This window comes from Flavobacterium sp. KH_035, assembly GCF_057839565.1.
Genome location: NZ_CM174492.1, coordinates 5,121,643 through 5,147,349 on the forward strand (window position 1 = coordinate 5,121,643; position 25,707 = coordinate 5,147,349).

Annotated in this window: 23 protein-coding genes and 1 other RNA gene; 5 read left to right on the forward strand and 19 right to left on the reverse strand. The window is 32.6% G+C overall.

Annotated features, from left to right (window positions below):
* Positions 1–2: 2 nt before the first annotated feature.
* Positions 3–935 (reverse strand): CPBP family intramembrane glutamic endopeptidase, encoded by a 933-nt coding sequence (locus AC3IS6_RS20745; protein ID WP_489162152.1) that lies wholly within the window; start codon positions 933–935, stop codon positions 3–5.
* A gap of 113 nt (positions 936–1,048) precedes the next feature.
* On the opposite strand from AC3IS6_RS20745, the gene arsC reads away from it, so the two are divergent.
* The 3 genes from arsC (at position 1,049) to fumC (ending at position 6,050) form a co-directional block, all read left to right on the forward strand.
* Complete coding sequence (gene arsC / locus AC3IS6_RS20750; protein WP_489162154.1) at positions 1,049–1,399, forward strand: arsenate reductase (glutaredoxin); 351 nt, start codon at positions 1,049–1,051, stop codon at positions 1,397–1,399.
* Between the two features lie 89 nt (positions 1,400–1,488).
* Entirely contained in the window at positions 1,489–3,960 is a 2,472-nt protein-coding gene (locus tag AC3IS6_RS20755; RefSeq protein WP_489162155.1) for a TonB-dependent receptor, read from the forward strand.
* A 704-nt stretch (positions 3,961–4,664) separates the two neighbouring features.
* Positions 4,665–6,050, forward strand: coding sequence for a class II fumarate hydratase (gene fumC, locus AC3IS6_RS20760; protein WP_489162157.1), 1,386 nt, complete (start codon positions 4,665–4,667; stop codon positions 6,048–6,050).
* A gap of 122 nt (positions 6,051–6,172) precedes the next feature.
* Here fumC and AC3IS6_RS20765 read toward each other — a convergent pair whose 3' ends face one another.
* Entirely contained in the window at positions 6,173–7,375 is a 1,203-nt protein-coding gene (locus AC3IS6_RS20765) for an NAD(P)-dependent oxidoreductase (protein WP_489162158.1), read from the reverse strand.
* 240 nt (positions 7,376–7,615) lie between these two features.
* Here AC3IS6_RS20765 and AC3IS6_RS20770 point away from each other — a divergent pair, with 240 nt between their 5' ends.
* Positions 7,616–8,818 (forward strand): serine hydrolase domain-containing protein, encoded by a 1,203-nt coding sequence (locus AC3IS6_RS20770; RefSeq protein ID WP_489164937.1) that lies wholly within the window; start codon positions 7,616–7,618, stop codon positions 8,816–8,818.
* A 67-nt stretch (positions 8,819–8,885) separates the two neighbouring features.
* Positions 8,886–9,282, forward strand: a transfer-messenger RNA (tmRNA) gene (gene ssrA, locus AC3IS6_RS20775).
* A 228-nt stretch (positions 9,283–9,510) separates the two neighbouring features.
* Here the strand turns inward: ssrA and AC3IS6_RS20780 are convergent.
* The 17 genes from AC3IS6_RS20780 to AC3IS6_RS20860 form a co-directional block, all read right to left on the reverse strand.
* Positions 9,511–13,281 carry an N-6 DNA methylase gene (locus AC3IS6_RS20780; protein ID WP_489162160.1) on the reverse strand — a complete coding sequence of 1,257 codons (3,771 nt, stop codon included), beginning with the start codon at positions 13,279–13,281 and terminating at the stop codon, positions 9,511–9,513.
* Between the two features lie 5 nt (positions 13,282–13,286).
* Positions 13,287–13,610, reverse strand: a complete 324-nt coding sequence (locus tag AC3IS6_RS20785; RefSeq protein WP_072962611.1) for a helix-turn-helix domain-containing protein — start codon at positions 13,608–13,610, stop codon at positions 13,287–13,289.
* Between the two features lie 259 nt (positions 13,611–13,869).
* The gene (locus AC3IS6_RS20790) at positions 13,870–14,319 is read right to left on the reverse strand and encodes a hypothetical protein (RefSeq protein ID WP_072962608.1); all 450 of its coding nucleotides are present in this window, start codon (positions 14,317–14,319) and stop codon (positions 13,870–13,872) included.
* 29 nt (positions 14,320–14,348) lie between these two features.
* Positions 14,349–14,615 carry a hypothetical protein gene (locus AC3IS6_RS20795; protein WP_072962605.1) on the reverse strand — a complete coding sequence of 89 codons (267 nt, stop codon included), beginning with the start codon at positions 14,613–14,615 and terminating at the stop codon, positions 14,349–14,351.
* Positions 14,616–14,688: 73 nt separating this feature from the next.
* Complete coding sequence (locus AC3IS6_RS20800; RefSeq protein WP_072962602.1) at positions 14,689–14,925, reverse strand: hypothetical protein; 237 nt, start codon at positions 14,923–14,925, stop codon at positions 14,689–14,691.
* Positions 14,926–15,025: 100 nt separating this feature from the next.
* Entirely contained in the window at positions 15,026–15,607 is a 582-nt protein-coding gene (locus AC3IS6_RS20805; RefSeq protein ID WP_072962599.1) for a GIY-YIG nuclease family protein, read from the reverse strand.
* Between the two features lie 26 nt (positions 15,608–15,633).
* A complete protein-coding gene (locus AC3IS6_RS20810) occupies positions 15,634–16,128 on the reverse strand; it encodes a hypothetical protein (protein WP_072962595.1) in 495 nt (164 codons plus the stop codon).
* Between the two features lie 37 nt (positions 16,129–16,165).
* Complete coding sequence (locus AC3IS6_RS20815) at positions 16,166–16,711, reverse strand: conjugal transfer protein TraO (protein ID WP_489162164.1); 546 nt, start codon at positions 16,709–16,711, stop codon at positions 16,166–16,168.
* A 46-nt stretch (positions 16,712–16,757) separates the two neighbouring features.
* A complete protein-coding gene (locus AC3IS6_RS20820; protein ID WP_489162165.1) occupies positions 16,758–18,680 on the reverse strand; it encodes a type IV secretory system conjugative DNA transfer family protein in 1,923 nt (640 codons plus the stop codon).
* A gap of 1 nt (position 18,681) precedes the next feature.
* Positions 18,682–19,014: a hypothetical protein gene (locus AC3IS6_RS20825; RefSeq protein WP_489162166.1), complete on the reverse strand. Its 333-nt coding sequence runs from the start codon at positions 19,012–19,014 to the stop codon at positions 18,682–18,684.
* The gene (locus AC3IS6_RS20830) at positions 19,011–20,078 is read right to left on the reverse strand and encodes a relaxase/mobilization nuclease domain-containing protein (protein WP_489162168.1); all 1,068 of its coding nucleotides are present in this window, start codon (positions 20,076–20,078) and stop codon (positions 19,011–19,013) included. Before AC3IS6_RS20830 ends, AC3IS6_RS20825 begins: the two co-directional genes overlap by 4 nt.
* Positions 20,062–20,379: a plasmid mobilization protein gene (locus AC3IS6_RS20835; protein WP_489162170.1), complete on the reverse strand. Its 318-nt coding sequence runs from the start codon at positions 20,377–20,379 to the stop codon at positions 20,062–20,064. Before AC3IS6_RS20835 ends, AC3IS6_RS20830 begins: the two co-directional genes overlap by 17 nt.
* A 144-nt stretch (positions 20,380–20,523) precedes the next feature.
* The gene (locus tag AC3IS6_RS20840; protein ID WP_489162172.1) at positions 20,524–21,384 is read right to left on the reverse strand and encodes a DUF8464 domain-containing protein; all 861 of its coding nucleotides are present in this window, start codon (positions 21,382–21,384) and stop codon (positions 20,524–20,526) included.
* 333 nt (positions 21,385–21,717) lie between these two features.
* Positions 21,718–22,881, reverse strand: coding sequence for a VapE domain-containing protein (locus AC3IS6_RS20845; RefSeq protein ID WP_489162174.1), 1,164 nt, complete (start codon positions 22,879–22,881; stop codon positions 21,718–21,720).
* Between the two features lie 356 nt (positions 22,882–23,237).
* Complete coding sequence (locus tag AC3IS6_RS20850; protein WP_489162176.1) at positions 23,238–23,522, reverse strand: helix-turn-helix domain-containing protein; 285 nt, start codon at positions 23,520–23,522, stop codon at positions 23,238–23,240.
* A gap of 101 nt (positions 23,523–23,623) precedes the next feature.
* Positions 23,624–24,349: a SoxR reducing system RseC family protein gene (locus AC3IS6_RS20855; RefSeq protein ID WP_489162178.1), complete on the reverse strand. Its 726-nt coding sequence runs from the start codon at positions 24,347–24,349 to the stop codon at positions 23,624–23,626.
* A 2-nt stretch (positions 24,350–24,351) separates the two neighbouring features.
* Positions 24,352–25,605, reverse strand: a complete 1,254-nt coding sequence (locus AC3IS6_RS20860; RefSeq protein WP_489162179.1) for a tyrosine-type recombinase/integrase — start codon at positions 25,603–25,605, stop codon at positions 24,352–24,354.
* Positions 25,606–25,707 lie beyond the last annotated feature (102 nt).

A 25,707-nucleotide genomic window follows, 5' to 3' on the forward strand; every position in this document is an offset into this window, starting at 1 on the left:
TTTTAATTTGAAGATTCTACAACAACTATTTTACCCGTTAATTTTTCTTTCCAATTGTTCCATTTGTATTTTTTGCTAAAAATAAAAAGCAAAATAGGATAAACCACCACTACCGGCAGTATTACATCCCAACCTGCCGAAGGCTCTGAGGTGTCTTTAAAAAGCGAATGCGTTTGAAAAACAGACCAATCGGAAGTCACTAATAAAGCTCCCACTAAATTATTTGCCGCATGAAAACCTAACGCCAATTCCATCCCCTCATCCATTAAGGTAATTACACCCAGAAACAAACCGGTCCCTATATAATACACCATCACTATATACCCCATTTTTTCAACTTCGGGATTCAGAATATGCATCGAGCCAAATATCAGCGAAGTCATTAGGAGCGGAAACCATCTGTTTTGTGCCAAATTAGCAAACCCCTGCATGAGGTATCCCCTAAAGACATATTCTTCGGTAGAGGTTTGAATTGGTATCAATACTGCCCCTAAAACCACTAAAATTAAAAAAGGGATGAGTTTAAAGTTCCAAACAAAATTCTCGGGAGCATTCAGATAAAGCACCAGAAAGCTTAAAACAGAGAACAAAGCCCATAGTAAAAAAGAAAAGCTTATCCGTCTCCAATCTACCTCCGATCTGGAAGTAGTAACTGATAAAAAAGTCTGACGGTGCAAATATTTCACCACGTAATAAACCCCAGCGAATGCAAAAACAAAAGAAATCATCACCAAAAACAACGTCAGATTAAGTTCAAAAATTCTCATTATAGCCCCATTATCAGCAGGAAAAGATTCTCCGGAAATATAACTTTTATAAAATACCGCAACAGAAAAAGGAATTTGACCAATAAATGACGCTAAAATTATCAAAACCGATCCTAAAAGATACAACCAGAACTTATTGTGAGGTTTAATTCCTTGTTCTAAAAACATACTTATAATAATTTAAAAATGAGAATTCGATTTAATAACTAAATCTTATTTTTGGCACTGCTAAAATACCTATTTTTAGTTTAATTATCTTACAGCAATTTAAATATATCAAAATGATACAAATTTATCATAACCCACGTTGTGGAAAATCAAGAACTTGTCTGGCTTTTCTTGAAGAAACAAAACAGGAATATCAAATCATTCCCTATCTCACCGAAACTCCGGACTTTAATGAGTTAAAAGAACTTCTTAAAAAACTAAGCCTTCAGCCCCTGCAATTGGTAAGAATTAAAGAAAAAGTATGGATTGATAACTACAAAGGAAAAAATCTGACCGACGACCAAATTACAGCCGCTATGATTGAGCATCCTATTCTAATCGAGCGCCCAATTGTTGTAAAAGACGGCAAAGCAATCATTGGAAGAGATCCGGATTTGGTAGCTTCTTTTTTAGATCAATTATAAAGAACCATATTAACATATTTTTGTGATTTTTCTCTTTAAACCAAAAGCTACATTTGCCGTCTAAAGAGTAATTGAAACCAAAAATCACAATGAAGAAAATCAAATTTGCTGTATTACTTGTATCCTTTCTTACAAGTTTCTACAACTATGCACAACAGGCACCACCTGCTAAAAACAAGGTAAAAGTTACCGGGAAAGTTTTCGAAAAAATAAGCAAACAACCTCTTGAGTACGCTACCATTTCGATCACAGCTCCAAATGACACCAAAGTTATAGCTGGTGGAATCACCAATCCAAAAGGTGAATTTGACGTTGCTGTTGCACCGGGGACTTACGATATAAAAGTCGAATTTATCTCGTTCAAACCCACTTTAATCAAAGGAAAAATAATTTCCGGAGACACTACGTTAGGCATTGTTAATCTATCGGAAGATGCTGCGCAGTTAAATGAAGTTGTCGTTCGTGCCGAAAAATCAAGCGTTGAAATAAAACTGGACAAGAAAGTTTACAACGTTGGACAGGACATGATGGTAAAAGGCGGAACTGTAAGTGACGTTTTAGACAATGTCCCTTCAGTTTCTGTAGACACTGAAGGAAATGTAAGCTTACGAGGCAGTGACAATATCCGAATTTTAATTGACGGAAGGCCATCAAATGCCATCAATGTAGCCGAAGCTTTACGTCAGCTTCCAGCCGATGCTATTGACAAAGTAGAAGTAATCACCAACCCATCGGCACGTTATGATGCAGAGGGAGGATCGGGAATCATCAATATTATTCTTAAAAAAGGAAAAAACCAGGGCTTTAACGGAACTTTTATCGCCTCAACCGGACTTCCTGAAACTTATGGTTTAAGTGCCAACTTAAACTATAAAACTGAAAAATTCAATTATTTTACTACAGCGGGTTACAACTACAGAACCAATGAAGGTCGAGGATTAACCAATACTTCCTATTATAATGCTGATGGATCTCCAAAAGGTTATTTAGACGAAGATCGCGACACTAAAAGAATTAGAAACGGCTTTAACGCAAGGGCTGGAATGGAATGGACAGTTGCACCTAACACCTTCTGGACCAATGCCATCAATTATCAAAAAAACTCAGGTGAGGACAAAGATTATATTAACTACAATAACTTTGATGCCGCTCGTGCTTTTACAGGAACAACTTCTCGTTTAAACAATGCCGATACCGGAAGCGAAAACGTAGAATTTACTTCAAACTTAATCAAAAATTTCAACGATAAAGGACACAAACTTACTGCCGATTTATCGATTTCAAGAAACACAGATGACAGTGACGGTATTATTACAGCATTACCTACCTCTAATACTACTCTAAACGATCAGGTACAAAAACAAGTACAACTTCAGGCAGATTACATTCTTCCATTAGGAAAAGGAAGCCAGTTTGAGGCTGGATACAAAGGAAATTTTGGAGACTTAAACAACGAATACAACGTTACAAACCTCATCAATGGAAACTATGTTATAGATCCAAAAAAATCAAACACTTTAGAGTACAAAGAAAACATCAATGCCCTTTACGCACAATATGGTCTGAAAGTTAATAAATTCTCTTATTTATTTGGTTTACGATGGGAAGACACTAATATTCAGGTAAACCTATTAGACAACAGTATTTTTAACACCAAAAAATACAACAACTTGTTTCCAAGTGCTTTTGTTAGCTACGAAATTTCAGATCAGAGTAATTTTACAGCCAGCTATAGCAAACGTGTATCAAGACCCAGAGGACGTTTCATGAATCCTGCCCTTAATTATGCCAGTAACATTAATATTTTTCAGGGAAATCCGGATCTGGATCCATCATTAACCGATAAATTTGATGTAGGATATATCAAAAGATGGGAAAAAGTAACGTTTAGCACTTCTGCCTATTTCGAAAACACAAAAGATGTTTTCAGCTTTGTAAGAACTCCAAATGGAGACGAAGTAGACGGAATTCCTGTTATTCTAAGCCGTCCTATTAACTTAGGAAAAGAGCAAAAATATGGTTTCGAATTCACCTTCAATTACAGTCCGTATAAATGGTGGAAACTAAACAGTAACTTCAATCTTTACAATGTAAAAACAACCGGAGAAAACACTTATGTAGATACGGAAGGCAAAACCATTGTGCAAAACCTTAACAACCAAGCCAACACTTGGTTCGCGAGAATCAGCTCAAAAGTTACGTTACCCTACAAAATTGACTGGCAGTTAAGCGGTACCTTCAATGGCGAGCAAAAAACAGCACAAGGTAAAATCTTAGACCAATTTGGTATGAATACCGCTTTCAGTAAAGATGTATTGAAAGACAAAGCAACAATTGCCTTTAATATCAGTGATATTTTTAACTCCAGAGTCATGAGATCGTATACATACCTTCAAAATGATACTACTCTTGAAAGTCAAAAATCTTACAGTGAAATGCAGTTCCGTAGACGTCAATTCAATCTATCGTTTACCTACCGTTTCAACAAACCGAAAAGCGACAGAGAAAAACCGGGAGCACCTAAAAATGATGGTGATGGCGGTGGAGAATTTCCGGGATAATCTCACTTATAATCCAAACTAAAAATTCCAAATTCCAATTAAGTTTTACAAAATTGGAATTTGGAATTTTTTTATTGAAATTTTTTATTATTTAGCATAAAAAAAAGGACTCGTAAAACGGGTCCTTTTTTATGAAATCAACTTAAAATTAAATCGATTGTTCTTGTTTCTTCTTTGCTCTTTTCTCTTTGAACATTTCCCAGCTAGCACCCGTAACCCAATAAGATACGAAACCTACTAAGAAAAACATCAACCAAAACCCTATAGTTAGTATGGTCAAGAAAAGTAAAAAACCTAAGTACTGTGAAAATTCAAACATGTTTTCCGGAATTTTTGAATGTAAGGACAAATGTAAGCCTTATATTTTTCCTTAGCAATAAAATCCAAATCAATTTTCGGGAAATAACATTTATGCTTATATTTATACTCATTTTAAATAAGCTTTTTTTCTTATGGATAACTGCCATTTTACTGAACAATCTCAAGCACAAGAACATGAGAGTCTTCAGAAGCTAATTCCTGCTGTTCGCTATATCTTTTGTGCCGAACCCCAGCACAAAAGGATGCCGCTACCATCAGGGCTAGTTCGTTCGTTTTCATAAGAAATTTCAGTTTTCATCAAACATTTCACATTTCACAAACAACATTTTACGTTTCACAAACAACATTTCACATTTTACAAATAACTTTTTACATACCACATAATGAAATACAGAATAGAAAAAGACACGATGGGCGAAGTGCAGGTCCCAGCCGATAAATATTGGGGAGCACAAACAGAGCGTTCAAGAAATAATTTTAAAATTGGAGCACCTGGGTCTATGCCGCAGGAAATCATTGAAGGTTTTGCTTATCTAAAAAAAGCAGCCGCTTATGCCAATGCCGACTTAGGTGTTTTACCTTTTGAAAAAAGAGATGCCATAGCAGCTGTTTGCGATGAGATTTTAGCAGGACAATTAAATGACGAATTCCCTCTTGTAATATGGCAAACCGGTTCAGGAACTCAAAGCAACATGAATGTTAACGAAGTTATAGCCAATCGCGCACAAGTCTTAAAAGGATTCAATATTGGAGAAGGAGAACCATTTATTAAAGCCAATGACGACGTAAACAAATCGCAATCTTCAAACGATACCTTCCCTACAGCCATGCACATTGCTGCTTACAAAATGGTGATCGAAACCACCATTCCGGGAGTTGAAAAACTACACGCTACTTTTGTAAAAAAAGCAACCGAATTTGCAACTGTTGTAAAAATCGGTCGTACACATCTTATGGATGCTACCCCTCTAACACTTGGACAGGAAATTTCAGGATACGCTGCTCAATTGTCTTTTGGATTAAAAGCGCTTAAAAATACGCTCGCCCATTTATCCGAGATCGCTTTAGGGGGAACCGCAGTAGGCACCGGATTAAATACTCCAAAAGGATACGATGTAAAAGTAGCCGACTATATTGCAAAATTCACCAATCATCCTTTTGTGACGGCCGAAAACAAATTTGAAGCCCTGGCGGCACACGACGCTATTGTAGAAACCCATGGAGCCTTAAAACAACTAGCCGTTTCCCTAAACAAAATCGCAAATGATGTGAGAATGCTAGCTTCAGGACCCCGTTCGGGAATTGGTGAAATTCATATTCCGGAAAACGAACCAGGATCGTCTATCATGCCCGGAAAAGTAAATCCAACCCAATGCGAAGCCTTAACAATGGTTTGTGCTCAGGTAATTGGAAACGACATGACAATTGCCGTTGGCGGAATGCAGGGACACTATGAACTGAATGTTTTCAAACCGGTCATGGCCGCTAACTTCCTGCAATCGGCACGATTATTAGGAGATGCCTGCATCTCGTTTGACGAACATTGTGCACAAGGAATTGAACCAAACTATAAACGCATTAAGGAACTAGTCGACAATTCGTTGATGCTGGTTACCGCCTTAAATACGAAAATTGGCTATTATAAAGCTGCCGAAATTGCTCAGACTGCCCACAAAAACGGAACTACTCTTAAAGACGAAGCCGTTCGTTTAGGCTACGTAAGCCCCGAAGATTTTGACGCCTGGGTGAAACCGGAGGAAATGGTTTAATTTTTTTGTTTCAAGTTTTAGGTTTCAGGTTTTAGGTTAAAACTTGAAACAAATAAAAAGGAGAAAATTTAAAATTTTCTCCTTTTTATATAACATCAAACTTGAAACCTGAAACAAAGTTTCTATTTCCCGTCAACATAATCCTGCAGGTAACTAAACCTATCTGTTAGTTTTCCTTTTTCGGTTATTTTAGCACGTTTTAAAATTCCATCTTTGTCTCCGTTGAAGAAAGCCGGAATAACATGCTCCATAAATTGTTCTCCAAAACCTTCACTGGCATCCTTTGGGATTTCACACGGCAGATTATCAACAGCCATTACCACTACAGCCGCGGGATGAAAAACATCTACTTCTTTATCTTCCAAAGGAAAATAGCCATATAAAGGCTCCGCAATGGTCGAGGATCGCACGGTACAAGCAATTGGACCGTTAACATCACAGGAAATATCGGCAACCACTTTTAGCTTGCAATCACTTGCATTCAGCATTTCACGCGTTAAAATCATTGGAGCACCAGAAGCATAAAAATGACCCGCAAAATAAATATCCGTCACTTTAGTAAATTTCTCAAAATCAGAAACATATTCCTCTGGATTTGCTACAAAATCCTTAAAATCAACAACCTGACCGTCAATACGTTTATTATATTCTAAAACATCCAACTGTACATAAACGGCTTGCGCATACTTTTTTGTCAGATAATTATCAACTGTAATTTCTTTTATTTTTATAGCATCCAAAATTTCTTTGGCTCCACTCCCCACTTTACCTGTTCCGGTAATGACAAATTTTAGAGCCGGCATGGTAATACGTTTTAACTGTTTGATCAAAGCCTCTTTTCCATCAAGAGTTTCTGCTTTTGGCAATTTAAACAATTCAAACTTTATTCCAAAAGCACGAATTCCGTTGTAAACTCCCACCATCCCAGCATACTTTCCAAAACCAATTAAGCGTCGATTGTTAGCATCCACAATAGTTTCATGGTCGTATAAATCAATATTTTTCTCTAAGATAGCCTGTAGCAATTTTCGATTATAAGGCTGTTTTTTAATCGTATGCGAAAAAAAGAAATAGGCTTTATTAGGAATCAAATTCTCAACCGGAACCTCTTTTACACCAAATAACACATCACAGTCCGAAACATCTTCGGTAACAGTGATTCCCATACTTTTGTATTGTATATCCGAAAAAATCCTGATATCGGAACTCTCTACATCAACTACCGCTTCATGATAAAGCTGTTTAAGTCTTGTAAGTTCATTGGGAGCAAAAACAACTCTGCGATCCGGCGGGTTTTTTCTTTCTTTTATGATTCCAAATTTCATTTAAATACGTTTAAAATAATTATTAATATAACTTTTTACATCTTATTTGTTTCAAATATAACAAATTTAGTTAAAGTTTTCATTCAGAATTACAATTTAGAATATTTAAAATCCGTTAAAAGCTGACAAACAATCAATTAATTAAACAAAATCTTAATTTTTTGTTAAACAAGCCTTTTGAAGTATCTCCAAACGGTAAAACATAAATATTGAATTCTATATATTTGTTTTTAAAGAATGATGAAAATGAGCTTCCTTAAAAAAACAAAGATACCACAAATACTTTTTCTAGTATTAGTTTTAAGTTCTTGTGGAAAAGATAAAAAAACAACCGCAGATACTACTTCAACGATAGAAGATACTTTACCCAAAATGAAACCGTTAGGCCCGGAAAAAAGAATTTCACAAGCCTATATAAATTCAGTAACCGGAAGAATAAATCACTTTTACAACAAAAACTGGCCCAACAATAGTATGAACGGGAGTTTTTTAGTAGCCAGAAATGGTCAGATTATTTTTGAAAGATATAACGGATTTGCGAATAAAAACGAAGGCACTAAAATAACTGCAGAAACTCCTGTTCAAATTGCTTCTGTAAGTAAAGTTCTAACTGCTACTGCTGTTTTAAAACTTGTAAATGCAGGTAAGATCGATTTAGATCAAAAAGTAAATACAATTCTAAAAACCTTTCCGTACGAAGAATGTACGATAAGAATGTTGCTTAACCATCGCAGCGGAATGCGCAATTATGCTTATTTCACAGACCGGGACAAATCAGTATGGGACAGGCACAATCAGCTTACCAATAAAGATATCCTGGATATTCTGGCTACCAAAAATATTGGTTTAGAATCTCGAACCGGAACACGTTTTAGCTATTGCAATACCAACTATGCGATGCTAGCTTTAATTATTGAAAAAATTACAGGCTTAACGTATAAAGAAGCCATGCACCAAATGATTTTTAAACCTTTGGGAATGAAACACACTTATGTTTTTGACGATGATAAGGACAGAAAAAAAATTGTTCCTTCTTATAAAGGTAATGGCGTAGAAATTGGTTTTGATTATCTGGATAATGTGTATGGGGATAAAAATATCTTTTCAACGGTGCGAGATCTTTTAAAGTTTGACCGTGCCAGAAATTCACCTGACTTTCTAAAACCAGAATTACTAAAACAAGTTTATACCGGATACAGTAATGAGCGTAAGGGAACCAAAAATTACGGCCTGGGCATCCGAATGATCAATTGGGAAACGGGGCAAGATTTTTATTTCCACAACGGTTGGTGGCACGGCAATACGTCTTCGTATATTACTTTGATGAAAGAGCATGTGACTATTATTGCGTTGTCGAACAAAATGACTCGAAATACCTATGCAGTTCGTAAACTGGCGCCAATTTTTGGTGATTATCCGTTTAATTTCAAGGATGAAGAATAATGTTATTTTTCTGAAAGATTTATTATAAAACTAACTTCAAATAGTATAAATTTGCAAACTCATTTTTGGGGTCGACTGGTTTTGACAGCAAGTCGAATTGAAAAGTAAGCACGTCGAGCATTGAGACCTTGCTCGTAAATATAAGATCTTACAATTTTACACGGCGAAAATAACTACGCTTTAGCTGCATAATCCGAATTATAGTACGATTGCGCCACGTTCCTACCAGGTAGGAAAGCTGGATTCTCCTTGAAAGCCTTGGTTTGTGGCGGTCAGTACAGGGGAACCGTAAAAATAAACCTAGATTTCCATGAGCTTCGGGTGGAGATCGAAATTAAGAAGATAAGTGTTGAGTGGTTGTTCCTGACCTAGCTCAACATCGAAAATCCAATCAGGAAATAAACGTGTAGAAAGCTCTTTAGTTGCTTGTTTGGACCCGGGTTCGATTCCCGGCGACTCCACAAAAAAGCCTGTAAACTCAATGTTTACAGGCTTTTTGTTTTTTAGTTGCCGTTTTCGTTGCCGTTTATTATTTGCTGATAACTTTTTTCAGGATAAGAAATAAAATATAAAAGCCCGCCAAATGCGAGCTTTATAATTTATGATTGGTAAATAGAAATATTTTTTTTCTATAATTTTATTGCCATTATCTCTAATATTCAAATCCGTTGCAGTAGCTATGGTGGTTGACATTACATCAAATACGCCTTTAAAATAACTTCTTTTTGTTTTGGCATTAAGCTAATTTGTTTTTCTAAATCAGTTATTTTATCTTCAATTTTGTCAACTTGAGTAACAATAGCTTGCTGTTCAGCTAAAGAAGGTAGAGCTATTCTATAATCCATAATGTGTTGCTTGTCACCTCTTGGCATTTTCAAACCTTTGGGTTTTTGCATTTCATAGTCAAAAAACTCATCTTGTTTTAAAGTATAATAGATGTATTTCGAATCAATATTTTCAGATGCTGCTTGGAATACTAACACATCATTTGAACTACCTCCATCATTATCTGCAAACCATATCTTTTTTAAATACGGTCTAATATTAGACAATAAAACATCTCCAATGTTATACGCTGTTGACGTTCCAGCATCTGGTACAAAATTAGAATCAATTTTACCTGCCATATTTTGTAACATATTATCAACTCCAATATAATTTTTTGAAGTTAATAACGAGGAACTAATCCTTTTACTAGAAAAATCACATAAATCACGCAGTTTTTTACTATCTCCCTTAACTGCACCAATTATGTTTTTAATATTTTCTCTTAATTCTGAGATTCTTTCATTCGCTTTTTGCTCTTGCATTTCCAACACTTCAATTTCAGAAACTATTTTTTCTTGAATTTTAAGCGGTGGTACTGGAATTTTAAAATCCAATAAATCAGTTTTTGATATGTTATATTGAACACTTCCAAAACCTAATCGTTTAAGCTGTTCTCGACTAATACTTGATTTTAAAATTATATTTAAATAATTGGGAGAGATAACCTTTAAATCAAAATTAATAAACTTACCTACTCGCTGGTTTAATAAAAAACTATTACCTGTATTATTTTTAAAAACCGTAGGTATTGCAAGTAAATTTAATTCACTATTCATATCGGTCATTGCTATAATCACATCATTATCACATAAAAGGTAGTCTTTATATTTTCTTTGAAAATCATCGGGAAGAAATGTTTTTTTATATTCTAAATCTAAAACACCTCCAAGTCTAATATTCGCTTGTCTAAAATTCAATGTGTCTGATTTTTCAATATAATCAGAACTTTTAAAAGCAAATCCATTTTGAAGATCAACAAATTCTTTAAGAGATCTCACATCCCATTTACTTTCAATTTTTACTTTTTTTTTAACGGACAGCGAAATATTTTTTTCAAAGTCCACACGGTCAAACGTAAACATATCTACCAAATTATGATAGCTAAGATTTTTTTGTAAATTTTCTGGAAACTGTAAATCAAACTCCCCTAAAAACGCTTTATAAATATAAGTGCTCGCTTTTTCGGCATTAGTAAAACTATCGGCATCAAACAATTGAGTACATTCATCTATACTTTTACTTCGCTGTATGGCGTGAATACCTTCACTACCTCTACGGTTACTAAATTCGTAACCGAGAAATCGTTTTTCTTCGTTTTTTTCGCCTGTTTTTACTAATACTAATTTTTGAGGATAAGCCAAAATAAAATAAAGCAATTTATCTTGCTCGATAGCTAAAATAGCAGTCCAAAGTTCCTGTTCGTTTTTGGCTTTTATTTTCTTGATATATTCCTTATAAATTTCGTGTTGCTCGACGTTCTTATTAGGCGATCTATGCAACAGTGTTTTATAATCTTCGAATGAAATGGAGTCCCAAACGTGAGCTACATATTTTTTAAGCGGTTTTTCAATGCCGTTTATAGTTACATCTTGCAAGTTTACAAAACACTTTTTAATCGCTTCTTCTATATTATATGCATCTGCATTATTTCTGCGTCTTAAAAACAACGTTACGGTATTTGTTCCTGTAGCCATAAAAGTATTGGAACCTAATTCGGCAATACCTAATATTTCAAAATACTTTAAAAGGATTTCTCTTGTCTGGGTATAAATACCAGTATTACTCAAAATACTACTTGGCAAAATGATTCCTGCAACACCTCCGTCTTTTAATAGTTGTTTGGTACGTTCAATAAACAAACATTCTATTTCAGAACTTTGATCGGTTAATCTATTGTATAAATCAAATGCAAGCCTAGATTTTTCTTCATCCATCAAACCCTTGAAAGCAGAAACTGAATAAGGTGGATTTGAGATTATAACATCAAATTGCTTGTTGTCTTGCGGATAGGTTTTGTCGGTCTCCTTCAATAAATCCTTAAACTCTTTTGAAGTTCCAAAATCACCCAAACCATCTCCGTGAATGACTTTAGCCAAACCATCTCCGTGTAAATAACAACTTACTTTTGCTGTTTTTACAAGTCGATAATCTTTTTCAATACCATAAACGTAAGACTCCGCCCAATCAAATTGGTCAACTTTCCATTTTTCAATAGCTCTTTTGGTAGTAGGACTAAAAGAACTTTCATCTAGGCCGTCAATATAATTTTGAACTACTTCCATTGACTCTGTGATAAAATGACCACTTCCTGCCGCATAATCAATTATTGTCGGTAGCAAGTCATTTTTATTTCCAACCTCAATTTTTTGAGCTGTAATTTCTTGAAACGGCAAACTTTTAATTATAAATCGAGCAATAGGAACTGGTGTAAAAAACTGCCCAGATTCTTGTTTCAATCCTGTCGTCAAAAGTAATTCAAAAAAGTCACTTAAAAACTGTTGGCGGTAATTATAGCGTATTTGATATACTTGAAGTAGTTCCACCACTTCTTTTACTACCTTTGCATTTTCCTCAAAAGAAGCATCATCATATACTTCCTTAATTGCAAATTCATTGTTCTTTTTAAGACGTATTTCAGTTAAAATTTCTTTGAATTTATCTTTGTATTGAGATTCAACTTGTAAAAATTGCTTATCAAATTCGCTGTCACTTACATCCGTAACCTTCTTTTCCAAAAGCTCAAGCATTCCTCTATTATACAGATCAGTTAGTCTTTTTTGAAATGAAATATGATCATCTTCTCCTTCAAGCCACTGGAAATGCAATTGATCACTTGTATTTCTGTTTTCATCAACAATTTTACAGAGGAAAAGTGTAAATATTTTATTGAAAGCGTTAGGCTTATCAGAAACGACATTATGTCTTAATATTTCCAAGAAACGATTGAAAATAAAACTACTGTCTTCTTGCCTTAATACTTTTAAATCATTTTTGGTTAATGCCTTACTTTGAAATTCATAAGGCGATACCCAACTATCAAAAACGCCATTTGTCTTTGGTAGTTTATTCCAACGCTCAAAGAAATCTTTCACATTTCCCGCTTGGCGATAATCTTCTTCAATTTTTACAATTGTATTTTTATACTCAACCTTTTTACCGTCTAATTTTGAAGCATATAGCATTAGAACATCAGCATTTTTGTCTTGTTGAAAATAAGTAAATAGTTGACCTCCGTTTTTTTCTAAATTTTTAAGCTCTTTCTCAAACTCAGCTCCCCAAGTCTTGCATTCAATCATTAAATAGGCAGAATTATCCTCTTTAGAAATCAAAATATCTAATCTTCCACTTGTACCGTGTCCAGTTTTCCAAGTTTTTTCTAAAGTAATATTTTGAGGCTGATATCCCTTTTCCAGTAATCTGTCCACACATTCTACAACAACCCAGTTTTCAGCTTGAGAGAAATTTTGAGTAGTTTTACTTTCTCCTTTTATTTTATTACCAAAATTGATAATTTCTTTTTCAAAATCAATTTCAATAGCATAATTATTTGAGTTAGAGTATTTTTTTCGAAAAATCCCAACGGTATTTTCTTTAGGTGTAAATCCTAATGAGAGTATAAGTTTCTTATTATCCATATTTATTAGAATTTTAGTTCACCTTGTTTAACATTCTTATTTTTTAAATATTTTGATTGGTTTTCTGCTACAGCAAAAACAGCATCTGAACAGTTGTATTTATGAGCTTCTTCAACCAACTTGTCAGCAACATATAAATTTTTTAACTCTAAATAGTCTTTCTCTAAAAATTCAGCAAGTGATTCAAGACTTGCAAACGGAAATTTTTTCTTTCCTGTTTCTATTTTAGAAATCTCAGTCATAATAATACCGAAAGACTGTCCAAATTCACTTTGATTCAATCCTCTCTTATTTCTCTCCCCTCTCAAAAACTCTCCAAATGTTGCCATAATTAATACTTGCTAAAATTACACTTGCCAATATATGGCAAATATAGTTAAGATTTTGAACGCTACAATTTTTTTTATCTTAAAGTACAAGTGCAAATGTGCAAGTTTTAATTTTCACGTTATTTTTAATTGGCCAGCTGTAAGCGCTTTTTCTGTTTTCACGTTATTTTGCATTTCTGCAGCTCATTCCTGGTTCTCGTTTTCACGTTATTTTGTACTTCTGAAGAAAAGATCCGGAACGGCTTTTCACGTTATTTACTTATCTACGTAAACAATTCTTTCCATAATACTCTAGAAAAGAAGCCACATCGTACTTAAACTCAAAAGTTGCTTCGATAAACTCTTTCCCCTTTTCATTGTAAAATTCTTTCATTTCCTTATATGAATTAAAAAAATCTTCTATAGCTTCTTTTATAGTTTTCCCAGTTCCATGAATTCCGTAATTTAATGTACTATTTTCAATATACACGCCATAAGTTCCATCATTACCTATTTCAATAAATGCAATGTTTGGTTTTATTTTATTATACATTGTTTGAGGTGTACCAATAATAAGATGTACGTCTTCGTAACTCTTAACTATACTAGAAACTTTATCCAATTCTAAATCTTCATCAGGGGTTAAAAAAGCAAAACCACCTTTTTGGGTAGCTATGTTTAATATCTCATTCATTCTTTTTTCAGCTACTTCAAATTCTTTATTTAACATCTTTTTCAGTTTTTAAGGATTGCACAGTTTCATAACTCATTCAAAAAATCTTTAGCAGGAGTAGTTTTCAAATTACCTTTTTTAGATTGTTTCATTTCCTCCAATCCCTTTTTAATATTTTCTAGAACATCTAATTCAAGTATTAGATAATGTCTGTCTTCATAATCTTTAATTAATAAACATAAAATTCCTAGTTCATCATCTTCAGGTGTATTTGGTTCAGCGTGAAAAATCTCAATAGCTCGTATTACAGCTTTATTGTAATCTTCTTCGGTTTCTATTGCTTCCCATTTCATAAATGATTCTTTTAATTACTTTAAAAATTAGTAGTTCAAGCAAAAAAATCCTACCGAAGCAGGACTTTAAATTTTATTTTAATAAAATGGCAATAAATAAACCAAATATCATTAATGAAACGATAATAAATATGCCTAGCATCCATCTTAATCGTTTTTCTAATTCTTTCTTAGTTACTAAGTCGCTCCTATTTTGCTCTACTTCTTTGTCTATTTTTCGTTCAATGTAAGAAGTCAAACTTAAAGCTGTTTCTTTCCCTACTTTTTCAGACAATAAAGAGTAAAGTTCTGTTAATGTGATACTACTCATTGTTTTATTTTTTTAATTATTTTTTTCAATGTCTAAAGTGCCAATAATTTAAGACCTAAAGATTACAAGAATATTACAATATTCAGAGAATCCGTCTCTTTTATAACCGCTTAAATTCTACGCCTAGTTTTTTTAAAAAAGCTTGTACAATATGCCGTTTATCTTCAAACTCCCAAGTAATGAAAGTCTTTCCGTGAAAGAAGTCAACAAAATTGTCATATAAATATACTGTTTCTCCTTTTTTTATCATTTCTAGTTCCTCTTTTGATAAATTAAAAATATCACCTTTTATTACCAATCTCTCTTTGTCAGATTGTTGTTTTTGTATAGTTTTTTCTATTTTCTGACTTTCTTTATCTAGATTAAAATCTATTGAATTGAGGAACTTTTTTGGCAGAGTGCGAATCATATTCAAATCTATTTTATTTTCAAACTGAATTTTTTTATGAAAAAATTCTACAAGCCCTTTGTATTCAAACCACTCTCCTTTGATTTGATAGTCCTTGAACAACACTTTTAAGGTGCTTTCAAATTGACCAGAATCATGAAAAATATTTGAATAAATCTGATTATCAGGATAGCCTCCAGCATTTTGAATAGTCACTATTCTTTTTTTTGCATTCTCTGAAATGCCAACTTTTATTTTTTGTTGGTCTAATATTTTTACAAAGTATAAATCCATGTTTTTAATTGTTTATGTTCGTTTACTTATTCAGATACAAGATAGTACGTTACTATTCTGTTAGTATAACGTTCGTCGTAGAAACTAAATTTAAGTGTTTGTCTTCCGTCCTTGTAGCTGACAAAAACATCAGTAAGTTCTAAAAGCTCACTTTCTTTTTCTCCTTTGTGAAATATTTCCATAGAAATAGTTTTTTTTGCCTTGTCATAGATGTAATTAAAATAATCGTCAGAAGGCTCTAAGGCATTGCTACAAATATCAGAACCATCAGCCCAAATTCCTTTGTTACCATTGTTAAATGAAAAAGTATCATCAAAACGACAATAGCCACGGTCTTTTTCTTTACTCATATCTGTATTAGCAACTCCATCGTTGTCTAAATCAACAGGTAAATCTGTTATAATTGATTCAATTTTGTAAGAGCCTGCTAGTTTTGGCTCTAAAACATCTACTTCTTTGGTGCAAGCCATTAAAGAAAATATTATCATTAACATTCCGATTTTTCTAATATTTTTTTTCATCTTTATTATATATAATTATATTGTTTATTTAATCTATTTAATTGGTATAATATCTAAGTCCAATTCCTGCAAACGGAACAAATTTTCCCAAATCGGAATTAGCGTGATAATACTCGTTTACTTTTATAAAAAACGTTGTTCTATCATTAATAAGGTAGTCAAAGTCTAATCCCGCATAAGCCCCATAAATGAATTTTGATTCATCCAAAATCAAACTTCCATTGCTTAAATTCAAGTCTTTATTATCGTTGACTATTTCGTAGCCAAGTACTACACCGCTCCCTAAGACAATCCCGAATTTTCTGTTTTGAGTAAGATACAAGGGGACAGAATATCCCAAATTAAGTGTTGTGTCGTTGTAGCCGACTCTATCATCTCCGATTTTGTATTTAGCATCGGTTACTAAAATAGATGCTGAAATTGAGTTGTCTCCGTGAATAAAGTAATTATGACTTAACATTACACCATAACCGTCCTGTGTTGCCCCAATGCCAACACCAAAAGCATTTTTGTAGGTTTGGGAATAACCTTTTGTAAAAGCTGATAGTAATAATACCCCAAGAAATAATTTAGTTTTTTTCATTTGTAATTGATTTTAATTTATAAAAATTGATTTTGAATAATTGTTTTTAACTTGATATAATTTCTTTGCATTCTGCAATGATTTTATAGTAGTTCTCTTGCATCATGCTATCGCTTATTGGTAGCTTTTGATTGATATATTTCCCTTGTATCTCGTCTCTTAAAAATTGAGTTTTTAAAAATTCACGGGGAGTGCCTTCGGCAACGAGACCGTAGAACTCTCCTTGTGCCAAATTGACTATGTCGCTAATCTTCACTCGGTTTCGCTCCTGTATGTTTTCGCTAGTTCCTGAGCTGGTATTACTTCCTAGATGTACAAATTTGCCACTTGTTCCGTCACCAGAACTTTTTGATGTAAATACTTCATCTTTTTTACTGAATAGATTTTGAACCATTTCAGCGGTCTTGTAATTTGTCGTTCTTTCGAAAAATTGATTCCCTAGGTTTGAAATAATAACTTGAGCTTTTCCTTCGCCGTATTTATCTACTAATTGAGCATAATCTTGGACTCCAAATATTGTAGCTATTTTATTGCTCCTTGCAGTAGCGGGGATTTGTTCAATATTTGGGATGAAAATTGTTGGAGCTTCGTCTAATAACACAACTGATTTTTGCTGATTCGGTTGATTCATTTGCCTAAGCGCTACTGAAATAATAAGCGAGATTGCAGGAGTGTAGACGGTAGGTAATGTACTGTCATTCCCAATACATAGAAATTGAGGGTTCTCGGGATTGTTTAAGTGCAAATCAACATCGTTGCTTGAGAGAATCCAAAAAATATCAGGAGCATTAAGAATAGATAAAGCATTTTGAAGGGTTGCAAGCATTCCTGCAATTGTACGGTCTGCATTTCTATCAATAGATTCCTGTAACGCAGCTAACATACCTCTTGCTTCGGGATCTTCCGATATCTTTTGAACTAAAACATCAAATGAAGTTTGAACTATAAATGATATCACATGTGGTAGCGTACATATATCGGGATGCTTTTGTCTTAACCACCAAATGACAGATACTAAAATATTCTTAGCACTACCAAGCCAAAAATCCATTTTCCGAATTGATTCAGGTAAAAGATTGTTGATAATAACCTGACTATAATCATTTGCTATGGCAATTTTGGTTAAATATTTTGGATGTATAGGATTTACTCTGTCACTCAATAAAGGATGCTTAAAATCAATATTCTTGACTTTGATCGAAGTGTTTTCATAACTTAAATAAACTTTTTCGGTTAAGTCCCCTTTAAAATCGTAGCATATTCCCGTAAATAGCTTTTTTGACAATTGCAGTATAATTCTTTCAAATATTGAAGCGCTTTTCCCAGAGCCTGCGCCACCTTGAACATAAATTCCTCTGTAAGGATTTTCTAAGCTTATTTCTCCTTTATTTGTTTTAAAAGTGAATCGGTCATCTTCTTTTTTGGACTTTTCTTTAACCTTATTGAATTTTTCGGTTTGACTCGGTTTGATTCTATTCTTAAACTTTAATAGATAAAGAGCATAAAGAATAGGAGTTATACCGATTATTGTTCCAAAATTTCCAATAAGTGTGCTTAATAATTTCCCTAACATTGCAATCAAAAAGACTATTAAAATGTTGTTGATTAAAGTGCTAATAATTATTCTAGGAAATCGCTTTTGTTTCGCATGATAAAATGAAACATAAACTATCGAGGGAATACATAAAATCACTCCAAAATTTGCCCAATATGGCATCTTACTAGCTACAAATTTTGAAAACAGATACAAGAAGTTATTATATCCATTTGCAAAGTAATTTGGCTTTAATTCCTTTAATTGAAAATTATAAGAATCAGTCCACAAATTAGTTATAGAGAACCCAAACAAATGGGTTTCCAAAAGTATTACACTTGACACTACAGAAATAAGAAAAATTGCTTTCAAAATTTTACCAATAATACCTACAAGTGTGTTTGCTTCCCCGATGCTAAAACCATGATCTGCCATGTTATATCGTTTTAAATATTAATATTAATAGAATTGAAAACAGTAAGATTATTGTCAAAATCAGTAAAATGTATGTTCCTAATCTTTGTTTTTTGTTTTCGTTATCTTGATTATGCTGTAACTCTTGAATTTGATTTTTTTGAGCTGTAAACAGCTGATTCCAGTGCGATATAATTTCTTCAAGACGCTCAGTTCTGGGCTGTATTTCAATTTTTTTCGCTTTTTCCATACAGATAGAAAACTCCTGTACTAAACTTGATTGCTCCGAAACTAATTTTTCTAGTTTTTTAGTTTCATCAGCAATGATTTCCGCTATGATTTCTATGTTTTTCATCTATCTAATTCTAATTTTAAATTATTGTTTGGTTTTTCTATTAGAGAGTCTTCAAGTTTTTGAAGGTTTTTTGCGTATTCAATGTCTTTTGAAATTGAGTCTAAACGTTCTTCTTCAGTATTTTTCATCTCGACTTTTATCAGTGGATTCTGTACATCTTTTATATATTTAAATTCCTCTTTAGTAATTTTCTGTTTTCCTAATACTTGAGCAACTGATTTAGTTCCATTCCTACTGAATTGACTTATTTCTTTTTTAATTTGTTTCGGAATTGTGTTGACTAAGTTTTTATTGGAATGGCTTTTTGATATCTGCTTTCCTTGTACACGTTTCAGAGTAGTATCGAGATTGTGATTTAAGTCGTTTTTTAAGCCACTTTTTATTAAATTGCTACCCGACATAGAGGAATGGATTTTGCTTGCCTTAAACTCTTTATTTGTTTTTAAATCTTTTACTCTAAATCCTTGGATTTCATTTTGGCGATTAATTGTTGGCGTAACTTCAAGTCCCTTTGCTTTCATTTGAGTAATCCAATCTTTCAAGGTTTCCGTTTGTTTTAAAACTTCTTGATGTGTTTTAAATATTTCAGCCTTTAATAAATTATTTGAAACCATAACTTCTTTTGCAGATACCAAACCCATCTCTTTTGCAATTAAATGTGCTTTGTGACTTGTTTTTTTTCCGATGAAAGAGTCGTTATAAGCTTTTCCTCTACTATCTATTCTGTTTATATAAAGATGGAGATGTACATGCTCGCGATCTCGATGGGCAAAACAAATGTGCTGATGCTCTTTTAGGTTCATCTTTTCAAGATAGCTTTCGGTGATCTTTTTAAAGTCTTCGTTTTTTAATCTTCGTCCATCCTCAGTCTCTGGACTTAACACCACTGAAATAGTATTGAATTTTGCATTTGATAGATTTTGATAAACCTTAAACTCATTTTCTATTTCTAGCCCTGTAGTTCCAATCACATTATGTCTTGATATTTCTTCCGCATTCATTTTGTCTTTTCCATAATCAATCGCATTTGATGTATGAGCAATGCTTTTAGCTTTCCCTACCATTACTGAAAATTTTTAAAATTTTATCTGTTTCATTTACCGTCTTCATTACCTGATTGGCAAACAAAGAATCTTTATCTCTTAATAGATTAGTGATTTTTACAAAGCTGTTTCTTATGTAATGTAGATTCTCAAAAGCGACCAATTCTGCCTCTGTAAAAACAGATTTATTTCTTCGCTCCAAAGCAACCATTCTGCAAAAACTAGCAGTATTCATTTTTCTGCTTTTTGCTTTTTTTTCAATTATTTTTTTCTCAATGTTCGTACATCTGAACATTAAAGATTTAGTTCTTATTGGATTCATTAGTTGTTACATTTTGAAATTGTACTTTCATTTTTTTGACCATCGGGATTAAAAAATCAAGAAAGTTTTGAGCGCGACAGCATGCTCTAAACACATCTTGAAATTCTAAACTTTGCGTATATCACTATGCGCGTATAAATTGGGTTAAATCTTTGAAACAGTTTGGTTAACTTCCATGCCGTAGGCTGTGAACCATTCGTTGTAATCCTTAAAATTGCTATAGAGTTGGGAAGAATCTTTCGCATTTGGAAACGTTTCTAAAATTGATTTTGTAGCTCTGAAACCAGCATTGTCTCTGTCAAAAAAGACTTTGATTTCATTAAAGCCTTTTAACTCTAATTTTGCTTTTTCTAATAAAGCGATTGAGTTTAAAACCAATATATTTTCCTCAAATTTTGGATTCATTTCGGCATAGCTTAAAAAGTCCATAAAACCTTCAAACAGCAAAATGATATCTGATTTATTAGGAGATTTTATCAGAGTTATATCTTTCTTTAAAATAGACCCTTTATAGAAGCTATTGCGTAGTTCAAACCCCTTTGATTGATTCTCGAATCCGATAGCATATAAATGTTTTGTGGCGATTGTAAATTTTACTTCTTTTAGGTAATTCCAATTTTTACTCGAAATACCACGCCCTATTAAGTACTTTTTTAAATTGTAATTTTTTAAATCACTTATTTCTGTAATTTCAATATTTTTTTGAGTCGTATTTTTTTGCTGATCAAAAGAAAAAGAAAACTTTTTTTCACTAGCCCAGCCTAATGCCTCTCGAACATTACATTTTAAATACCTTATAATAAAATCAGTGTTTTTCCCACCAATACCTTCAGAAAACAAATACCATACGTTTTTGTTTCTATCAACTTTGAAAGAGGCTTCGGTTTCTATTCCGAATGGATTAAGAAACCAAGCTTCTTTTTCATTGCTTTTGACTGGATGGTGTCCGAGTGAAGCAAGGACATCTTCCAATCTTATTTTTTGATTTAACTCTTCACATTTCATACTCATATTGTTTTATAGCTTAAATAATTTTCCTTTTTTTCTTTTTCATAAGCAAAAAATCTAAACTGTTTTTTACGTTTTCTACTTACCTACTTACCCAAGCCAATAGTAGTGGGGGTGGTAAGATTTTTTTCTCTTTACTTTATTCTTACCCATCCTACCCATAAATCAAATAAACCATTGATTATATGCCATTTAATCTCCTTGGGTAAGATGGGTAACTTTAGGTAAGAACATCTATATTTTAAGTTACCCAAGAAAGCATCAATGATTTATGGTGTTCTCAATACTTTGGGTAAGTTGGTAAGAAGAAACCAAGTTTTTCTATTTCTTTTAGTTTGTTGGAAATAATGGTAAAACCGAAACTGTATATCCGTAAACACGCCTTTCCTTATCTTTAATGCGTTCAAAACCTAAAGAGATCATTGCTTTACCAATATTTATATGATTTAAACGCTGGTACTTTATAGACAAATAGTGCATAATATCGCTTGAAGTCATGAACTGTTCTTTTGAACTCTTTTCTGGAATTAAAAAATATTTACTAATAATTTCATATTCTACCGACAATGTTGTGTATTTGGAATTTCTCTTTTCATTCTCTTGAACATCTTGAAATGTGAGTTCACAATCAAAATCACTCATTGCCAAGGCATATGCTTGTGCCCAAACAGCATTTATGTCAACTTCTGTTTTATAGGCAAAGTTTATTGGCTTTATGAGTTCAAAACAGAGCCAGCGAACACTACCAGTTTCATCGTTTAAAAATGTTGCCATATTGGTTGAACCAATAAACGAGCATACTCGTGATAAGATGCTGTTTTTACGATCATAAGGAAGTCTTTCGTTAATATGTGTTTTTGAGAAATATGATTTCAGTTGATTTATTTCTTTTCGACTTAAAACCGCTAATTCATCTAGATTTAGAAGAAAGTTCTTAGCTAATAGGATTCTAGCATCTTTGTCACTACTAATATCTTCAGCTATATAATTTGCCAATGCAGGAGGACACATAAACCGACAAAAAGTTGACTTTCCACTACTTTGTCCTTTGTGAACCAGTATAAAAGCCTGCTTGTTAAAATAATCGTCTAAGAATACACATTTCACACTTCGTACACACCATTTTACAAAATGATATTCGAATTGTTTTTTATCTAGAGTTGTTAGATAGCTCGCTAATTTCTCGATATGAGCTGTTCCATCCCATTTAGGCAGTGATAAAAAATATTCTTTTATAGGATTAAAGTTTGTTACGAAATCACTGCGCAAAATTGCTAAGAGATTATTTATAGAAATTTTTATTCCTTTTTTCTGTAACTCGATGTATAACGAATTCTCGTTTAGTGCTCCCCATTTGCCAGAGTTTATTTTTTTACATTCAATTTCTAGTGCAATTTCATTGTATCGAAAAATATATCTTTTGGCTAAATATATTTCTGTCATATCAAATATATTCTGTACAAATTCTTTGGGTTCTTCCTGTTTATTTTCCATTGTAATATGTTTATATGGAAAACTTTGCGTAAATTCGCATCGTCTTCAATTAGAAAATTATCATAGACGTAAAAAGCTTTTAGCGAGGTGTTTTTACGTCTTTTTTCTTTTACTAGTTTTCGTCGTTTAAATTGTTCGTTATTGCTTTTCCGTAAAGAATAATAACAATACAGTTCAGAAGCATTAATGCTGGGACTAAGGGAAAAGGTTTATATTCATAGTTAAACAAGAAGAAAATTTGAACTATTGCAAGCGTAAGAAATATGCTCAGAAGTACTAATAATTTGATTGATTTAGTTTCCATAAAAAAAAGATTTTAGATTAAACAAAAAAGACAAGCATAGAAATCACAGTTTCTATGCTTGTCTTTTATATTTTAAAGATTTGATTTGATTCAGAGAATCATATAATTCAGAGTGAGAAATCAAAATGCGAGTGCGCGCACCCATCTGTTCCGCTTTTATGCTCCCTTTTTTAATATAGTTACTAATTGTTTGAGTATCTACATTAAAGAGCGCGGCTGCTTGTTTTAAAGTATACTTTTTTTGAGATAAATCTTCTTTAGGTTCAGTAAGTAGCTGAGTAACTAAACCTTTTAATTCCTTCAATTCTGATTGAATTGTTTCGAATGGATTTTGCATAACATTGTCGTTTTAAATTTCGACAATATTATTATTGTTTATGGTTGAGTTTACTTTATAAAGTATAATAAAGTAAGATAAAGTGGCTATTTGCCAATATGTTATATATCTTTAGTTATAAGAATTTTTAAAAAATCATTATACAGTTGATAGTATAGTGAATTCTGGTTCAATCGAAGAATATTATTATTCTTTTTATCAAATTCGAAAAGATCTTTTTTAATATTTGAAAAGTAAGATTCTGTAAAGTCAATTTTATCTCTAAATTCTTTATCTCCTAATGAAAATCCGTTTTTAAAATTTTCTTTAAAAGCCAGTAAAAATTTATTTTGTGGTACATTGGAAAACTTATGCTTATGAGAATCAAATTTTATAACACACAATATTACTGCCAATTGTGTTTTACTCTCAAAGCTATAACGCTCTAATCCAAAATTTCCTTTTCCTTTTTTATAAATTTCATTCTCAGAAAACATTTCAAAAATTCCCGTCATCAAATTATCCTCATTATTGCTATTTTTTTGACTTTCTTCATTAGATTCAACTTTATATAATTCATCAGTTATTTTATATTTTTTGTTTTTAATCCATGAAACAAAATAATATGATAATACAAATCCTGCAAGCCCAGACAGGATAAGAAAAACTTCTACCCATATATTGATGTTTTCTGTAAAAAGTACAGAGACAAGATAAATCGAACAAAACAGGAGTAAAATAGGCATTAAAAATAAAGTTACTTGATAATATATATTTTCAACCTCCTTATGAAGTTTACTTATATTATCTGCAAAACTATCTATGTGAAAAAATTTAAAAAAACTCATAACTATACAATTTTCATTTTAAGGTCAATATTAAACACTTCGTCCATTGCTTCTTTTTTTTCATCATCATTTACCTGATAATATTGATTCAAAGTTTTCATGTCATTGTGACCTGTTATAGAAGCAATAAGTTTATCGCTTTTACCTTGTCTTTTCATCATAGTAATAAATGTTCGGCGAGCAGTATGGGTACTTATTCTGTTGTAAAAAAACATATCTTCTTTGATATTCTCTTTTCCTTTCGTTGTTACTTTTTGCACCATGTTAGTGTATTCCATTTCTTGAAAACAATCTTTGATATACTTGTTCTGTTTTTGGTTTGCAATAAGAGGCAATTTATAATTATATTTCAATAAAATATATCTTGAAAGATTTGTTAAAGGTATTTCCCTTGCTTCCTTTGTTTCGTCTTTATCTTCTTTCAGCATAATGCATTTTTCTGAAACATTACTTTTTGAAATTAAAGATAATTCCCCAAAACGCATTCCTGTAACACAAGCAAAAACAAAAACATCCCTAACTCGCTCCAAACTTTCGGTTTTAAATTTATGTTGCATTAAGTTGTTAAGATCGTCAATAGTCAATGCAATTTGATTAGTGATAACTTTTGGAACTTTCTTAAATCCTAGAAACGCATTGTTGAATGTGTATTTCTTTTCAAATGACCAGTACATAAATGATTTAAACAACGTCAAATTTCTTGCGTAAGTATTATTGATATGCTTCAAATCTCCCATACAATAAGAAGTAAACTCATCATGAAACGTCTTGTTTATTCTGCTGTAAGTAAGTTTGTATTTCCTGGCTTTCTCAAAGTTTTTGAGTATGTTCTTGATATTATCATATCTCTTAATTGTCGCTTTTGCCCATGCTTGTTGCTTTTTCTTCTCTGCCATAAATTCATCGAAAGCATCAAAAAAAACATTCTTTCCAGAAACTGTCTTTTTAAATTCCTCGTCGAATACCTTTTTTAAAATAGTTGAAGTCAAAGTCTCTCCAATTCTTTTATAAAGGCTGTAAGTTTCAAGAAACAAATCAGAATAGCGGTTTAATTGCCGTTTGATGGTCTCAGCTGTCTTTCCCTTTTTACTCCCCGAAATAAACGGAAATTTATTTTCCTTATCCCAATATTTTGGGAGTATAGATTCTCCAGTTGAGTAAACGAACTTTTTATTCTCCTCTTTAAAACTACAAGTAAACAGGATTAATGTTTCTTTCTCTGAATTGGGTTCTTTAAGTTTAAAAGTGTACTTCATTTTGAGGAGTATTTGAGGTCAAAATCGTTGCCGTTTTCGTTGCCATTTTTGTCAAAAAATAATCAGTTGCCGTTTTCGTTGCCGTTTTTTTTATAACTCGTT

What these genes read in the sequence shown, in the direction of transcription:
- AC3IS6_RS20810 (WP_072962595.1), bottom strand. Translation starts at nt 16,128, where the DNA reads ATGAAAAAAAATATTAGAAAAATCGGAATGTTAATGATAATATTTTCT.
- AC3IS6_RS20795 (WP_072962605.1), bottom strand. Translation starts at nt 14,615, where the DNA reads ATGAAATGGGAAGCAATAGAAACCGAAGAAGATTACAATAAAGCTGTA.
- AC3IS6_RS20785 (WP_072962611.1), bottom strand. Translation starts at nt 13,610, where the DNA reads ATGGCAACATTTGGAGAGTTTTTGAGAGGGGAGAGAAATAAGAGAGGA.
- AC3IS6_RS20850 (WP_489162176.1), bottom strand. Translation starts at nt 23,522, where the DNA reads ATGCAAAATCCATTCGAAACAATTCAATCAGAATTGAAGGAATTAAAA.
- AC3IS6_RS20790 (WP_072962608.1), bottom strand. Translation starts at nt 14,319, where the DNA reads ATGTTAAATAAAGAATTTGAAGTAGCTGAAAAAAGAATGAATGAGATA.
- AC3IS6_RS20745 (WP_489162152.1), bottom strand. Translation starts at nt 935, where the DNA reads ATGTTTTTAGAACAAGGAATTAAACCTCACAATAAGTTCTGGTTGTAT.
- arsC (WP_489162154.1), top strand. Translation starts at nt 1,049, where the DNA reads ATGATACAAATTTATCATAACCCACGTTGTGGAAAATCAAGAACTTGT.
- AC3IS6_RS20835 (WP_489162170.1), bottom strand. Translation starts at nt 20,379, where the DNA reads ATGAATCCAATAAGAACTAAATCTTTAATGTTCAGATGTACGAACATT.
- AC3IS6_RS20845 (WP_489162174.1), bottom strand. Translation starts at nt 22,881, where the DNA reads ATGGAAAATAAACAGGAAGAACCCAAAGAATTTGTACAGAATATATTT.
- AC3IS6_RS20755 (WP_489162155.1), top strand. Translation starts at nt 1,489, where the DNA reads ATGAAGAAAATCAAATTTGCTGTATTACTTGTATCCTTTCTTACAAGT.
- fumC (WP_489162157.1), top strand. Translation starts at nt 4,665, where the DNA reads ATGAAATACAGAATAGAAAAAGACACGATGGGCGAAGTGCAGGTCCCA.
- AC3IS6_RS20770 (WP_489164937.1), top strand. Translation starts at nt 7,616, where the DNA reads ATGAAAATGAGCTTCCTTAAAAAAACAAAGATACCACAAATACTTTTT.
- AC3IS6_RS20805 (WP_072962599.1), bottom strand. Translation starts at nt 15,607, where the DNA reads ATGGATTTATACTTTGTAAAAATATTAGACCAACAAAAAATAAAAGTT.
- AC3IS6_RS20815 (WP_489162164.1), bottom strand. Translation starts at nt 16,711, where the DNA reads ATGAAAAAAACTAAATTATTTCTTGGGGTATTATTACTATCAGCTTTT.
- AC3IS6_RS20780 (WP_489162160.1), bottom strand. Translation starts at nt 13,281, where the DNA reads ATGGATAATAAGAAACTTATACTCTCATTAGGATTTACACCTAAAGAA.
- AC3IS6_RS20855 (WP_489162178.1), bottom strand. Translation starts at nt 24,349, where the DNA reads ATGAGTTTTTTTAAATTTTTTCACATAGATAGTTTTGCAGATAATATA.
- AC3IS6_RS20800 (WP_072962602.1), bottom strand. Translation starts at nt 14,925, where the DNA reads ATGAGTAGTATCACATTAACAGAACTTTACTCTTTATTGTCTGAAAAA.
- AC3IS6_RS20840 (WP_489162172.1), bottom strand. Translation starts at nt 21,384, where the DNA reads ATGAAATGTGAAGAGTTAAATCAAAAAATAAGATTGGAAGATGTCCTT.
- AC3IS6_RS20825 (WP_489162166.1), bottom strand. Translation starts at nt 19,014, where the DNA reads ATGAAAAACATAGAAATCATAGCGGAAATCATTGCTGATGAAACTAAA.
- AC3IS6_RS20820 (WP_489162165.1), bottom strand. Translation starts at nt 18,680, where the DNA reads ATGGCAGATCATGGTTTTAGCATCGGGGAAGCAAACACACTTGTAGGT.
- AC3IS6_RS20830 (WP_489162168.1), bottom strand. Translation starts at nt 20,078, where the DNA reads ATGGTAGGGAAAGCTAAAAGCATTGCTCATACATCAAATGCGATTGAT.
- AC3IS6_RS20765 (WP_489162158.1), bottom strand. Translation starts at nt 7,375, where the DNA reads ATGAAATTTGGAATCATAAAAGAAAGAAAAAACCCGCCGGATCGCAGA.
- AC3IS6_RS20860 (WP_489162179.1), bottom strand. Translation starts at nt 25,605, where the DNA reads ATGAAGTACACTTTTAAACTTAAAGAACCCAATTCAGAGAAAGAAACA.